The sequence below is a fragment of the Bradyrhizobium sp. 61 genome, from assembly GCF_023073075.1.
Lineage (GTDB): Bacteria > Pseudomonadota > Alphaproteobacteria > Rhizobiales > Xanthobacteraceae > Bradyrhizobium > Bradyrhizobium barranii.
On record NZ_JADPIU010000109.1, the window covers coordinates 36615 to 49851 of the forward strand.

Genomic DNA, 13237 nt, shown 5'->3' on the forward strand with positions numbered 1-13237 from the left:
CGATCGATGATCGACGTGAGGACAGGACAAGAGCAACCGCGCGAGGTCGTGGTCCGTGAGCCTCCAGACCAGGGCATGACCGACAGGCGGCGCGGCTTTCTCGCAACGGGTCTCGCCCTGCTCGCCACTTGCGTTGCTCTCTTCCTCGTATGGCAAACCGCCTCGAGTCTCCTCATCATCTTCGCAGGCGTACTGTTTGCTGCCTTTCTGGATGCCGCCGCACGCGCACTGGCGCTACTAATTCCACTCAATCGTGTCTGGCGGCTGACATTCGTGCTGCTGCTGCTCACCACCTTGGTCGGACTAGGCCTCGTCTGGGGAGGCGGCAAGCTGCCGGAGCAAACACGCATCCTGCTGAAGGTCATGGACACCCAGTTCGACGTCTTGCAGCAACGCCTTCTGACCTACGGCGTCGATCTGCTTGGTCCGGAATCGGGGCGCGATTTTGCGCAATGGCTGCTGTCCGATCAAGGCCGGTTCTTCAGCCACGCCCAGCTCGTCGTTGGCAGAGCGTCGAGCTTTCTGACCGGTGTGCTGGTGATCGCGTTCCTCGGTATCCTCTTCGCCTTTGATCCCACCAGCCATCGCGAGAGTCTGGTGATGCTGGCGAAGCCTTCCTATCGCGCCCGAACACGCGCCGTAATGAACGAGATGGGAAACGTCCTGCGGCTGTGGTTCGTCGGACAGCTGATCCGCATCATCCTAATGACACTGTGCGTGTGGGTCGCGCTCTATCTGATCGGGCTTCCCGGCCCCTTCGTGCTTGGGCTGCAGGCGGGCCTTTCCAACTTCGTTCCGTATCTGGGACCCATCCTTGCCGCGATCCCGATCGCGCTCGTCGCGATGCCGCTCGGCGCATCGCTGCTGATCTGGGCCGTCGTCATCTACACAATCATTCAATCGATCGAGGGCTATGTGACAGGCCCGTTGATCCAGCGCCAGGCGGTCGAAATTCCTCCCGCATGGACATTGGTCGCGATCGTACTGTTGGGCGCAATGCTAGGCGTGATGGGTATCGCACTCGCCATGCCGCTGGTCGCCGTCGGCCGGGTCGCGATCATTAGATTCTACGTCGAGGATTACCTCGGCGATAGCAGCGGGCGGATGTCCAACAAGGGACCATCGCAAATGGGCGCGCCATGAGCGAGATTCGAGCCGAACGGAACAATGGAATGGAGCCATCCCCGGCGCACTCGCGGATGACACATTTTCTGTGGCAGCAACTTCCCTACATCATAGCACTGGTGCTCGCCGTCGCGGGCGTCGCCTATACCAACGCCTCTCACCAGCCTCTCGTTGGCTATTGGGAATTTCTCGCGCTTGCCATCGGCGTTGTGTGCGTCATCAACAAATGGCCGGAGGTCGATGGCAAGGAGGCCCGGTGGCGACTGATCTGGACCCAGGCGCTGCACTGGGTTGCCGTCCTGGTCACGATGAACATCATGCTGGTGTCAGGCGTTCAGCAATTGTTGCCGACACCGGCAACCAGCCTCGTCCTTCTCACGTTACTTGCGCTCGGCACCTTCCTCGCGGGCGTCAGTCTTCTTTCGCCGCAAATTGCCTTCCTCGGCCTTGCGATGGGCGTCACGGTTCCGGCGATATCCTGGTTACAACAATCCATCATCTTCTTCCTGTTGGGCGCCGTCCTGCTGATCGGCCTCGGCATCACGTTCTGGCTTCGCCAGGATCGCAGCCCAGGGAGTTCGCCCACCGACACCGGAAGTCAAATGGAGGCCTGAATGCGCATTAACCTGCTTCTTGCGATCATCTCTGGATCCGCCTTGATGTGCGCCGACGCCCTGCCCGCACGCGCCGAGGCCTTCAGGGTCGGCCGGCTCGTATGCACCAGCACTCCGCGCGTTGGGCTGGTGCTTGGCTCCGCGCAGGAGCTTCGTTGTATATTCATCACGAGACGCCCGGCCCGGCAGTACGTCTACGACGGACGGATCAGGCGCGTTGGTCTCGACATCGGCGTGACCAGCGCAGGAACCCTCTCATGGGCCGTCTTCGCCAGGAACTCGCGCGTCGGCCCCGGCACGCTGCGCGGGAACTACGTGGGGGCGAGCGGCAATGTCGCGTTCGGCCCCGGTCTCGGAGCGAACGTTCTGATCGGAGGCTCTCGCCGGACGATTACGCTCCAGCCTCTGTCGATCGAGCGATCGATCGGATTGAACCTTGCGGCAGGCGTTACGAACCTGACACTCGGCCCGCGCGGACCGGGATAGCGGCTTGTCCCGCCCCCCGGAGCAAGGAGCGGAAAATGGACCTTGCGGACGTCTCGGTCAGGATGCTGGCGGCGGGTTTCCTGACATTCATCGCTGGCGGCACGGGCTGGTCACAGCCAGCCGCAGGCCCTCCGCCCGCTGTCGGCATCGTGGAAGCGATCAGACGACCGATCACCGAGACCAACGAATTTCTCGGGCGGATCGAGGCGGTCAATCGCGTCAATGTCGTGGCTCGCGTCACCGCATTCCTGGAGCAGCGGTTGTTCGTCGAGGGTGCCGAGCTCAAGAAGGGCGACCCGCTTTACCGGCTTGAGCGCGGTCCGTTCGAGGCCGATCTCGCGTCAAAGCAGGCGCAGGTGGCCCAGCTCCGAGCGATGCTCGAGAACGCCAAGCTGACGACCGACCGGGCGCGTACGCTGCTCAGCGGGCCGGCCGGTCAGCAATCGACCTACGACGCGGCGATCGCCAACCAACGCAGCCTGGAAGCCCAGGTCCAGGCCGCGCAGGCACAAGTCGATGCGTCACAGATCAACCTCGATTACACCATGATCAGCGCGCCGATCGACGGCAAGATCGGACGTACGGCCGTGACCGAGGGCAATGTCGTCGGTCCCAGCTCGGGCGTCCTGACCACGATCGTCAGCCAGGATCCGATGTACGTCACCTTCCCGGTGCCGTTGCGCCAGGGGCTCGAACTACGCGAACGCTATGGTCCGCAGGGAGGCTTGGAAGCCGTGGTGATCCGGCTGCGGCTGCCCAATGGCCGCATGTATGGCAAGTCCGGCAAGCTGGATTTTGTCGACAACACCATCGCCCAGAACACGGACACGATCACCGTGCGCGGCGAGATCGCCAACCCGATCCTGCGCGCGCCGTCCGCCGCGGGCGTAACCGTTCACGAACTGACTGACGGCGAGTTCGTCACGGTCTTGCTGGAAGGTGTCCAGCCCATCGAAGTGTTGGCGGTCCCGCGTTCGGCGGTGCTGTCCGACCAGCAGGGTGACTATGTCCTCGCCGTTGGCGCCGGCGATAAAGCCGAACAACGCCGCATCAAGCTGGGGCAATCGACGCCCACCATCGCCTCCGTCATCAGCGGCCTCGCGGCAGGCGACAAGGTCATCGTCGAAGGCCTGCAAAGAGTTCGTCCTGGTCAGGCGGTTTCTCCGGGCCCGGCGAGCGCGCTGATCCAGTCGAGCATGAAGGCCGGCACAGGCGACGCGCCTTCGCAGCCGGACCATGGCGGTTCAACTGATCCGCGCCCGGGGGACAAAAAGCCATGATGTCCGCCGTGTTCATCGATCGCCCGCGACTTGCGATGGTCGTGGCCTTCATCATCACCATTGCAGGTGCGCTCGCGCTGACACGGATCCCGGTGGCGCAATTTCCGGACATTGTGCCACCGCAGGTCACGGTTGCCGGGACCTTTCCCGGCGCGTCTGCCGAGGTCGTGGAGGCCAGCGTCGCTCAACCGCTCGAAGCGCAAGTGATCGGCGTCGATCGAGCTCTCTACATGAAATCGACGAGCGGCAACGACGGCAGCTACACCCTGACGGTGTCGTTTGCACTCGGCACCGATCCCGACATCAACACCGTCAATGTTAACAACCGGGTGCAGAGCGCGCTGTCGCAATTGCCCACCGAGGTGCAGCAGCAGGGCGTGACCGTGCAAAAGAAATCGTCGGCGATCCTGCAATTTCTGGTGCTTTACAGTACCGACGGCCAGCAAGATCCGCTGTTCATCACCAACTACGCGATCATCAACATACTCGACGCGATCTCCAGCACGCCCGGTGTTGGCCAAGCTAACCTGTTCGCCAAGATGAACTACTCGATGCGGATTTGGTTCGATACGCAGCGGCTGACCAGCCTCAATCTCACGCCCTCGGACGTGATCGCGGCAATTCGAACGCAAAGCGTCCAGGCGCCGGTCGGCCGCATCGGCGCGCGTCCAATCAGCGACGACCAGCAATTCCAGTTCAACGTCCAGACCCTGGGGCGGCTCGCGACGGTCGACCAGTTCGCCAATATCGTGCTGCGCGCCAACCCGGATGGTTCGACGCTGCTCGTCAAGGACGTCGCCCGGGTCGAGATGGGCGCGCAGAACCTCGACAGCGAAGCGCGGATCGACGGGCGCGCCGCGGTGCCTCTCGCGATCTATCTGGCGCCGGGCGCCAATGCCGTGACGACAGCGCAGGCGGTCGCGGCCACGATGCAGCGGCTATCGAAGCGATTCCCGACGGGGTTGAGCTATCTCGTGCAGTACGATTCCACGAGCTTCGTACGGGACACCATCTCGGAGGTTCTGCGGACACTGGGAGAGGCCTTCGTCCTGGTCGTGATCGTGGTTTATTTGTTCCTCGGCAACCTTCGCGCCACGGTGATACCAGCCATTGCCGTACCGGTCAGCCTGGTCGGCACCTTCGCGGTGCTGCTGATGCTTGGCTATTCCGCGAATACCGTGTCACTGCTCGCAATGGTGCTCGCCATCGGCATCGTCGTGGATGACGCCATCGTCGTCGTGGAGAACGTCGAGCGAGTGATGGAGGAGGAACCGGATCTTTCGCCAGTCGAGGCAAGCAAGAAGGCCATGACGCAGATCACGGCACCGATCATCGCGATCACGTTGGTGCTGCTCTCCGTCTTTGTTCCGATCGCCTTCATTCCCGGCATTTCCGGCACGCTGTTTCGGCAATTTGCGGTAACGATCAGCGCCGCCATGATGATTTCGGCACTGAATGCGCTGACCTTGTCGCCCGCCTTGTGCGCGCTGTTCCTGCGGCATACTGGACCCCGGCGCGGCATGATCGGCCACGTTCTTGGCGGCATTGACTGGATCCGAGATCGCTATAGCGGCGGCGTACGACGGCTGCTGCGCGTGGCCAGTCTCTCGCTCATCCTGGTCGCCGTGTTCGCAGCCGGCATCTTCGGGATGTCGCACCTGACGCCGACAGGGTTCCTCCCCGAGGAAGACCAGGGCGCTTTCTTCACTTCGGTGCAGTTGCCGGACGGTGCATCCGTTGCGCGGACCAGTGAAGTCACCAAACAGATCGAGGACGTCCTGAAGGAGATGCCGGCCGTCGACCATGTTCTGGCCATCATCGGTTTCTCCCTGCTTGACGGGGCGTCCGAGCCCAACAGCGCGCTGGTGGTGACGCGCCTCAAGCCGTTTGCCGATCGCAAGGCGGCCGCGGATTCGGTGCAGGCGTTGATCCGGCAGACTTACGCAGCCGGCTCGCAAATCCGGCAGGCCAATGTACTGCCGTTCAATATGCCGCCGATCATCGGACTCTCCACCTCAGGCGGGTTCGAGTACCAGCTCCAGGCGCTGGAAGGACAGAGCCCCGCCGCGATCTCCAGTGTCACGGGTGCGTTGATCGGAGCGGCCAATGCCGATCCGCGGCTGACGCGAGTGTTCTCGACCTTCACCGCGACCAATCCATCGATCTATCTCGACATCGATCGACGCAAGGCGCAGGCACTTGGCGTGACCATCAGCGATATCTTCACGGCCCTTCAGGCGACGCTGGGCGGCATCTACGTCAACAATTTCAACCTCTATGGACGTACCTGGCAGGTCAACGTGCAGGGGGAGGCGCTCGATCGCGCCGACCTTTCCGATATCTGGCGCATCTATGTCCGCAATAGCACGGGTCAGATGGTTCCGATGCGGTCGCTCGCCGGCATCAAGATCGTAACCGGGCCTCAGGTCATTACCCGCTACAACAATTATCGTTCAGTGACGGTGAACGGCAGCCCGGCGCCAGGCGTCTCGTCCGGCACCGCGATGGCAGCGATGGCAGAGATCTCCAACAACGTGCTGCCTGCAGGTTACAGTTTCGAGTGGACCGGCACCGCCTATCAGGAGCAACAGGCAGCAGGACAAACCGGGGTGGTGCTCGCGCTCGCCGTGCTGTTCGCCTATCTGTTCCTGGTGGCGCTGTATGAGAGCACGGTGATCCCGATCCCGGTGCTGCTCTCCGTCGTTGTCGGCGTTCTAGGCTCATATATCGGTATTAAAATCGCCGGCCTCAATCTCGATCTGTACGGCCAGATTGGCCTCGTGGTGCTGATCGCGCTTGCCGCCAAGAACGGCATCCTGATCGTGGAATTCGCGAAGGAACGACGGGAAGCCGGCACAGAGCTTGCGGAGGCCGCGATCCAGGGGGCGCATATGCGGTTCCGCGCGGTGATGATGACCTCGGTTGCCTTCATTCTCGGACTCCTCCCGCTCGTACTCGCAACCGGCGCCGCCGAGCTGAGCCGCAGGGCGGTCGGGACCGCTGTTTTTGCCGGCATGCTCGCCGCAAGCTCAATCGGGATTTTTATGGTGCCGATGCTCTACGTCACGTTTCAACGCCTGCGCGAGCGCGCGAAGGCACGACCGGTCCCGGCGCAAACCACGTGACCCGAGTATCCAGGACGGCGCGAATACTCCGAGCCTGTTGCTCAGGGTTTCGACGGATGCCGGCGTTGCCGTTCCCCGCTACCGTTGTCCGTGCTTGAAACTGCGTAACAAGAAGAGAGGAGAAGAACAATGAACGCTCCCACACGTCGTGCCTTCCTTGGTCTTGCGCAGGGCGCCGTCGCCGCCGCAGCTGTCGGCGCAATCGGCGTTCGTTTCGTTGCGACAGCGGAGGCTATGCCGGTCGCCGCAAATCTGGGACGGGCCGCGATAACCACGGATCTCGCGACGCAGGCGCAGTGGGGTCCTCCGCATGGCCCCGGTTGGGGGCGGTCGCGACCGCGCAGGCGCCGTTGGGTTTGCTGGTGGCATCGCGGTCGCCGCCATTGCGGGTGGCGGTGGAGGTGACCGTCCGCGATCCCTTTGCGGACGGGAAAGGGCAGAGCTGCGCTTCCGCAGCGATCAGCTCTGCTTCACCGCCGCGATCGGTTGCGAAGCGCGGCGGGCCGGCAGCCGCTGATTTCGTTCACTCTTCAATCAATTTAGCTCGGATCGCGTAGCGGACCAGTCCAGCTATCGAATTGACCCCCAGTTTTCCCATGGCCGACGCCCGATGCGTTTCCGTGGTCTTCACGCTTGAGCTCAGCATCGCGCTGATACCCTTGTTGCTGTACCCCTCGGCCACGAGCTTGACAACGAGCCGCTCTCGCGGAGACAGCTTCACATGCCCCTCGCCGGCTTCGTCTTCTCGACCCGACTGACCACAAAATCGTCCGCCAACGAATGGCTTACGTGCCATTAGCGCTTCAACGGCAGCCAACAGCAGCTTGTTTGCGTCCGACTTGACCAGGAACGCGCGCGCACCCGCCTGAAGCGCCTCTTGAGCCAGCACTCCGGATTCGTGCGCGGTAAAGATCAGCACCTCAGTTTCGCGGAGATGTTTTTTTATTCCTCGAGTTATTTCCAGTCCCGTCATGCGCGGCATGAAGAAGTCGACGATCGCAACATCGGGCCGCTCTTTGAGAGCGGCCTCAAATGCCGATCTTCCGTCGGACGCCTCGGCGACAATCATCCAACCCGGCCGCTGCTCGAGGACCGCCCGTAGCCCGGATCGAACAGCATCATGATCATCAGCAATGAGAATTCGTTTCATGAGAGGGCTGCCTCGATGATCTTGTCGCAAGAGAACCTGGACGAGCTATGGGCGCTGCGTTTCAGCAGCATCTCCAACCGGACCATCTCACTCGCGCGCAAGAGCGCATGGAAAGGTCGCGCGCAGGATGGTTCCGCGCCGCAGCGTTGTGGGTGCCGATAATATCTCAAGCTGCCCTCCCATCTCTTGCAATCGAGCTCGCATGATACGGATTCCCGCTCCGGGTGCCCACGGACGAAAGCGGCATGCGCCATCTGCAGCGACCATGCCTTGTCCGTCGTCTCGGACCTCGAGCTTGAACTTCCTGTCCCTCATCCCGATAGTTATGACGACCTGTGTCGCCTTGGCGTGGCGGTAAACGTTCGTCAGGGCCTCCTGAACAATTCTCAGCAACGCTCGCTGCGCCCCGTATGGCAGGCCGTCGACCGCGGACGATATCGAGACCTCAATATTCAGCGGCGTTCGGGCTGCGAGCCCTTCTGCGAATTGCTCGATTGTCGTCTTGAGCCCTCCTTCAAACAGGTCCTGAGGGTGAAGCAGATATGTGAGAGACCGCAATTCCTTCATAGCGCGATCGATCGAGATGTCGAGCTGATCGCAATGTCTCGTCGCCTTCAGAGGATCGCCTAGCGCACTCCTTACTTGCATCAGAATGAGGCTCGCCGCCACCAGATGCTGGCACGTTGAATCGTGAAGCTCCGACGCAATTTGACGATGAACTTTTTCCTGCAGAGCGAACTGTTCGGAATTCGCCTTGCGCGCATGCCTCGATCCTCCGGAGGCATTTCGAACATGTCGGCTGACCGGTGTCTCCTGAAGGGACATGATACACTCGCCTTCCTGCAGTGCTAACTTTCGCACCGCTAGTTTCCTGGCATATGCAGACAATTCTCCGATAAATTTAGCCTACCGCCGCGACACACTGACCACGCAATCAGTATAAGCCACTACGTAGAAATCCTCTAGGCAGCCAATCCCCGTCGTGTGCCGAGCATCCCAAATTTGGCGCGATGCTCCCTGATTCAGATCAAGGAGCTGCAGGTAAGGAGCAGCATGTGGGTCGGCGAAAACGCGATTATGAAGACGCGTCCGTCAATCTGCGCGCTGTGTCATCGCCCGCTTGACGGCGGCGGCAGCAATCGAGCGGCCCGGCGAGGGTGTTGCGCCGCAGAACAGTCCGCCGCTGTTTAGGTAAGACGTCTTTCCATATTCCGCCCGGGCCACCTCTTTGAAATTCCGTAATTCGGAAATCAACAGAGGCATGGTCGGCTTGTCTTTCGGCGTCGCATCGATCTCCGGATCCATCGCGGCGTTCTATTCAGAGCTGTTCGACACGCGGATCCGCTACAATGGTCTCGTCTTCGCAAAAGAAGTCAGCGGCGCTGTCGTCGGCGGCTTTACGCCACTGATTTCGACGCGGCTGGTGCAGTGGAGTGGCGACGCGAGCTGGCCAGTCTCGGTCTACATGATGGTCACGGCGCTGGCAGCGCTTTTGTGCGCCTATCTCGCCTGGGACATCCTCGACGTCGGCCAGCGAAACGTCACAACTGCGACGAAACGCGACGCTCTTGTGGGCGTGCGACAAGTCATGGACGATACTGGCGACCATGCGAGATGACGAGCGCGACGGTGATGCGAACCAGCAAGAACATCTCGCGAACATTGCCAAGTCGACGCACGGTGCGATGTCCGACCACCAAAAGCGTCGCACGAGACGCGCTTTGCTCTGTCGCCTGAAATGGAAAAACCCCGCGCTAATAGGGCTTTCGATATGGTGGGCGCACCAGGGCTCGAACCTGGGACCCGCTGATTAAGAGACAGCCACGGGTTGAGAACAATCAATGACTTGCCAGTCTCACCCCCTCGACTTATCCGGGCCGAAAGGCGCTCTTTCTGTGCACTGGCATGCAATTGGAGCGTAACCAGCTTCACCGGTCAACCATAGGGGTATTCAAAAGTCCGGACCGAACACGTCGTTGTTGAATTGGGCCGAGGCCTCGTCGTTGTCCATGCTGTTGATCAGGTTCTGCTCGGGATCCGTAAAGCCACCTGCTGAGAGCGTATCTGGCGGCAATGCGCCATAACTGGCGCGATATTTATTCATGGCGGCCACGCTGCCGACATACGCACAGGTGCATCCGGAGGGATCCGCGTAGACATAGTAGGGACGCCCGCCCTTTTGCCGCAGCTGGAACTGATTGGGTGGAAACGACATCAGCCGATTCAACATCTCCGGCGTGGTGGCGGCGATGGGGTTAAACCCCGATGATATCAACAATTGACCTGTCGATTGCTGAGCGTAGCCGCGGGCGCCCGAGGACAAGAGGGCGAGAAGAGTGACCGAGACGATGCCCGCAGCAGCGCCTGTAGATCGAAGACTCATTTTTTCTCCGGGGACACCTGGATTGACTTCCGATTGGAGCCGGCAGTGAAAGGGAGGCGTCTATAAATATGCCGTGTACGAGCCGATCCACACCAGGATCGACATGAGCAAGCCGATGACGCCGGCGTTGTCCGCGAACACGGTGGCGGTGCCGGGCATGCCGAGCTTGAGCTGACTGCGGTCGATGGTTTTCGGTATGGAAATGGCAGCCGGATAGACCTTGGCGCCGCCGATCGAGCCGACGCGCGCCAGCGTACCCGAGACCGCGATCTGGCCCTGCCCCACGCCCTGCGGGATGGTCCCGACCGTCGCTTCGTGGATGCGGCCGGGGTCGTCGTCGAACACGAGCTCGACGCGCGCGCCGGGCTTGATGGTCTTGAATCCGTTTGGGGGGAACATGCCCGTGATGAGGATATCGTCCGTGACGACGAACGACATTACCGATCGCGCCGGCATGGCGCGGTCTCCAACCGCCAGGGCCATGATCGTAACAACGCCGTCGCCGACGGCACGGATCGTTGTTTGCTCGAGCTCCCATTTGGCCTGGTCAAGCTGGGCCTGGATCTGCGCGACGGTCGTATTGACCCCGCCGACCTCCGATTCCATAGCCAGCCGCGCATTCAATTGCGCACCCTTGGCTGCCTGTAGCTGAAACCCGGCCGTTTCGTACTGCACCTGGATGTCTTGCAGGCGGAACTCGGTCTGCGCGTCCTCGCTGACGAGCTTGCGGTAATCGGCAAGCCGCTGGGTGTGATAGGCGAGCTGCTTGGACAGCCCCTCGACATTGGCAGTCGCCTGCTGCTCGTAACTGGCAGTCAATTGCTTGACCTGCTGACGCGCCTGGGCGAGCGAGGCCTCGAGTTGGTCGACCTTGTACTGGAACGGCGCCGGATCGATGCGCAACAGCACGGCGCCGGCTTTCACCGGTTCGTTAGGCTTGACCGGAATGTCGATCACCTCGCCGGACACATTCGGCGTGACCTCCATGACGCGGGAAATCACAACAAAGCTTCCCGACGGGGTGAGATAGTTGAACATCGCGAGAAACACCGCGAGGATGAATGCACCGAACAGCCCTGCGACGGTGCCGGACGCCCAACCCCGTCGCACCAGCTTGAACCTGAAGAAGACGAGCCACACCAGGATCAAGTACACCGTCAGGATGATGAGCACGACTGAATTCCTCTATCTGCCGTGCACCGGGATTGCACACTAACAAGCCCGATAGCACGGCAGTATCGGCCAAATGCTTGCATCCACGACACCGGCGCAAATCCGGTCTCTACGAGACGCGCTTGAGGACGGGAGGCTTCCACGTCCCCTCACCAGCCGGCAGAATCGACGGCGGCGTGGTTTTCGGCCAGTACAGCCGCATTACCACATAGATCGGACCATCCGGCGCCGGCAGCCAGTTTGCCTCCTTGTCCGCTCCCGGAGACTTGTTCTGGATGTAGATCGTCAGCGAGCCGTCGGCGCCGAGCTTCATGTTCGGCAGCATCGGCGAGTTGATCAAGTAACGGTTGATGGGGTTCTTCACCAGCAGCTGCGTCTTGCCGTCATACATCGTGACCGACCAGAAGGCATTGACCGGCGGCAGCTGTGCCGCCGGGAAGGTCAGCGCGTAGTTCGACTTGGAGCAGTCGAGTTCTTTGCCATCGGCGTCCAGTTTGCTGAGAGGATACATGGCCTCCACCGCGTCGTTGCCATAGATGCCGGCCTTCGCGGCTGCCGCGCGCAAGAGCCAGTCGCCATGAAAGAATGCGGCATCGCCGAACGACGCGCCGACGCGCCAGCCGTTGATGTCCTTGCCGAGGGTCGCGACGGCCTCGGTGACCTTGCGCTCGCCCTCCTTCATGCCGAGCAGGATCTCGGCCTTGTCTTCGAGCGACAGGCTGCGGAAGTCAAAGCTCTTGCCCGGTCCCACGCCGATCCGCGCCAGTTGCTCGCGAATCCAGCGATCCTCCGGCAGCGGCGGTGCGAATTGAAGCGCGAAATCCAAGTATTCGAAGAACTCGGTGCGGACGAGGTCCTTCTCGAATTTGGGGAAAGAAAGCGCCGGCGCAGGCGCGGGCGGAGGCTGGTTCAGGAAGCTGGAAAGTGGCTGCACCTTGTAGCCGGCCTGAACCTTCTTGACGGCCTCAATATCGGCCGGGTCGAACAGCTGTGTCCGGAAGAGTGCCAGGCAGAAATCGGTGGTCGAACGGAACACCTTCTTGACGCCGGGGGGCGTCACGCCGGTCCATCGCGGGCCGACAACCATATAGCTTCCGGCATCGCTGCCGGTGGCGCGTGTACCGACATAGCCGAAATTATACGTGTTAAGGTCGTTCAGCTGCAGCGCGTAGTAGCGCTTGGGATCAATCGCCGGCACCGAGAAGACAATGGGCTCGGCCCGCAGGTCAAGCCATGCGAGCGAATACGGCGTGTCGCTATTGGGCGTGATGACGGCAGTATCTTCGTAGGTGAAGACGCGCGCTTCGTTGAACAGCGTATTGAACGGCGCCTTGTACTGGCCCGACGACTTGTCGACAGCATACTCATTCATGACGCCATAGGCCATCACCATCGGCAGGCCATAGATGAAGCCGGCCTCGGCAATGTCCTTGACCTTGAAGAAGCCGGGACGCTCGGACGACTGGGCCCAGGCGTGGCTCGATTTGACTCCAGCCGCGACGACGGTCGCCAATGCGGCGGATCGCAAAAGACCGCGCTTGGTCAGCAGGTAAGAGCTCTGGATCGATCGCTTTGGCATCAAAAATACTCCATTTCCGTGGTGGACGGGTATCGCGCGCCAAGCGCCTCGTCCGCTTGTCATTTTGCCGAAGACGAGGTGACCCGCTATGCAGATTCGGCAAGCGCGGCCTCCGGCCGCGGAGCAATGGCCTGCAGCGGCGTCCAATCTATTGCCTGCGTTCGGTCTTCGAACCCGTAGTGCGCGCGCCAGACAGATCTAGAGCAGGCGCATCAGCCCGTAACTAGCACTACTTTGGCAGATTGTTGATTTCATCGCGATTTATAGGATTCCCGAATCAATTTTTCAATGATTCATGGGTGGTCGGCTCTTGGAGGGCTGA

The 13237-nt window shown here is 61.3% G+C and carries 12 protein-coding genes and 1 tRNA gene; 6 read left to right on the forward strand and 7 right to left on the reverse strand.

Features of this window, described 5'->3' with window-relative positions; translation table 11 throughout:
- Positions 1 to 6: 6 nt before the first annotated feature.
- Genes IVB46_RS41590 through IVB46_RS41610 form a run of 5 tightly spaced genes read left to right on the forward strand, consistent with a single transcriptional unit; the run spans position 7 to position 6630 of the window.
- Positions 7 to 1143, forward strand: coding sequence for an AI-2E family transporter (locus IVB46_RS41590; protein ID WP_247345512.1), 1137 nt, complete (start codon positions 7 to 9; stop codon positions 1141 to 1143).
- Positions 1140 to 1739 carry a hypothetical protein gene (locus IVB46_RS41595; protein ID WP_247303815.1) on the forward strand — a complete coding sequence of 200 codons (600 nt, stop codon included), beginning with the start codon at positions 1140 to 1142 and terminating at the stop codon, positions 1737 to 1739. Before IVB46_RS41590 ends, IVB46_RS41595 begins: the two co-directional genes overlap by 4 nt.
- Positions 1740 to 2225, forward strand: coding sequence for a DUF992 domain-containing protein (locus IVB46_RS41600; protein WP_071911293.1), 486 nt, complete (start codon positions 1740 to 1742; stop codon positions 2223 to 2225).
- A 35-nt stretch (positions 2226 to 2260) separates the two neighbouring features.
- A complete protein-coding gene (locus IVB46_RS41605; protein ID WP_247303817.1) occupies positions 2261 to 3505 on the forward strand; it encodes an efflux RND transporter periplasmic adaptor subunit in 1245 nt (414 codons plus the stop codon).
- Positions 3502 to 6630: a multidrug efflux RND transporter permease subunit gene (locus IVB46_RS41610; RefSeq protein ID WP_247345516.1), complete on the forward strand. Its 3129-nt coding sequence runs from the start codon at positions 3502 to 3504 to the stop codon at positions 6628 to 6630. The genes IVB46_RS41605 and IVB46_RS41610 overlap by 4 nt, the downstream gene beginning before the upstream one ends.
- Positions 6631 to 7153: 523 nt before the next feature.
- On the opposite strand, the gene IVB46_RS41615 is transcribed toward IVB46_RS41610, so the two are convergent.
- From IVB46_RS41615 to IVB46_RS41625, 3 genes are all read right to left on the reverse strand, one after another.
- Positions 7154 to 7780: a response regulator transcription factor gene (locus IVB46_RS41615; protein WP_063981767.1), complete on the reverse strand. Its 627-nt coding sequence runs from the start codon at positions 7778 to 7780 to the stop codon at positions 7154 to 7156.
- Between the two features lie 87 nt (positions 7781 to 7867).
- Positions 7868 to 8605 (reverse strand): ATP-binding protein, encoded by a 738-nt coding sequence (locus IVB46_RS41620; protein ID WP_247345519.1) that lies wholly within the window; start codon positions 8603 to 8605, stop codon positions 7868 to 7870.
- 267 nt (positions 8606 to 8872) lie between these two features.
- Complete coding sequence (locus IVB46_RS41625; protein WP_187387971.1) at positions 8873 to 9043, reverse strand: hypothetical protein; 171 nt, start codon at positions 9041 to 9043, stop codon at positions 8873 to 8875.
- Here IVB46_RS41625 and IVB46_RS41630 point away from each other — a divergent pair.
- Positions 9042 to 9398, forward strand: coding sequence for a hypothetical protein (locus IVB46_RS41630; RefSeq protein ID WP_247345524.1), 357 nt, complete (start codon positions 9042 to 9044; stop codon positions 9396 to 9398). The two genes, IVB46_RS41625 and IVB46_RS41630, sit on opposite strands and share 2 nt — an antisense overlap.
- 154 nt (positions 9399 to 9552) lie before the next feature.
- Here the strand turns inward: IVB46_RS41630 and IVB46_RS41635 are convergent.
- From IVB46_RS41635 to IVB46_RS41650, 4 genes are all read right to left on the reverse strand, one after another.
- Positions 9553 to 9642 (reverse strand) — tRNA-Ser (locus IVB46_RS41635).
- A gap of 89 nt (positions 9643 to 9731) precedes the next feature.
- Positions 9732 to 10163, reverse strand: coding sequence for a hypothetical protein (locus IVB46_RS41640; protein ID WP_247345527.1), 432 nt, complete (start codon positions 10161 to 10163; stop codon positions 9732 to 9734).
- Positions 10164 to 10223: 60 nt separating this feature from the next.
- Positions 10224 to 11336 (reverse strand): biotin/lipoyl-binding protein, encoded by a 1113-nt coding sequence (locus tag IVB46_RS41645; RefSeq protein ID WP_247345529.1) that lies wholly within the window; start codon positions 11334 to 11336, stop codon positions 10224 to 10226.
- A 109-nt stretch (positions 11337 to 11445) separates the two neighbouring features.
- The gene (locus tag IVB46_RS41650) at positions 11446 to 12885 is read right to left on the reverse strand and encodes a DUF1254 domain-containing protein (RefSeq protein ID WP_247345532.1); all 1440 of its coding nucleotides are present in this window, start codon (positions 12883 to 12885) and stop codon (positions 11446 to 11448) included.
- Between the last annotated feature and the right edge of the window lie 352 nt (positions 12886 to 13237).

What these genes read in the sequence shown, in the direction of transcription:
- IVB46_RS41610 (WP_247345516.1), top strand. Translation starts at nt 3,502, where the DNA reads ATGATGTCCGCCGTGTTCATCGATCGCCCGCGACTTGCGATGGTCGTG.
- IVB46_RS41615 (WP_063981767.1), bottom strand. Translation starts at nt 7,780, where the DNA reads ATGAAACGAATTCTCATTGCTGATGATCATGATGCTGTTCGATCCGGG.
- IVB46_RS41640 (WP_247345527.1), bottom strand. Translation starts at nt 10,163, where the DNA reads ATGAGTCTTCGATCTACAGGCGCTGCTGCGGGCATCGTCTCGGTCACT.
- IVB46_RS41605 (WP_247303817.1), top strand. Translation starts at nt 2,261, where the DNA reads ATGGACCTTGCGGACGTCTCGGTCAGGATGCTGGCGGCGGGTTTCCTG.
- IVB46_RS41600 (WP_071911293.1), top strand. Translation starts at nt 1,740, where the DNA reads ATGCGCATTAACCTGCTTCTTGCGATCATCTCTGGATCCGCCTTGATG.
- IVB46_RS41630 (WP_247345524.1), top strand. Translation starts at nt 9,042, where the DNA reads ATGGTCGGCTTGTCTTTCGGCGTCGCATCGATCTCCGGATCCATCGCG.
- IVB46_RS41625 (WP_187387971.1), bottom strand. Translation starts at nt 9,043, where the DNA reads ATGCCTCTGTTGATTTCCGAATTACGGAATTTCAAAGAGGTGGCCCGG.
- IVB46_RS41595 (WP_247303815.1), top strand. Translation starts at nt 1,140, where the DNA reads ATGAGCGAGATTCGAGCCGAACGGAACAATGGAATGGAGCCATCCCCG.
- IVB46_RS41590 (WP_247345512.1), top strand. Translation starts at nt 7, where the DNA reads ATGATCGACGTGAGGACAGGACAAGAGCAACCGCGCGAGGTCGTGGTC.
- IVB46_RS41620 (WP_247345519.1), bottom strand. Translation starts at nt 8,605, where the DNA reads ATGTCCCTTCAGGAGACACCGGTCAGCCGACATGTTCGAAATGCCTCC.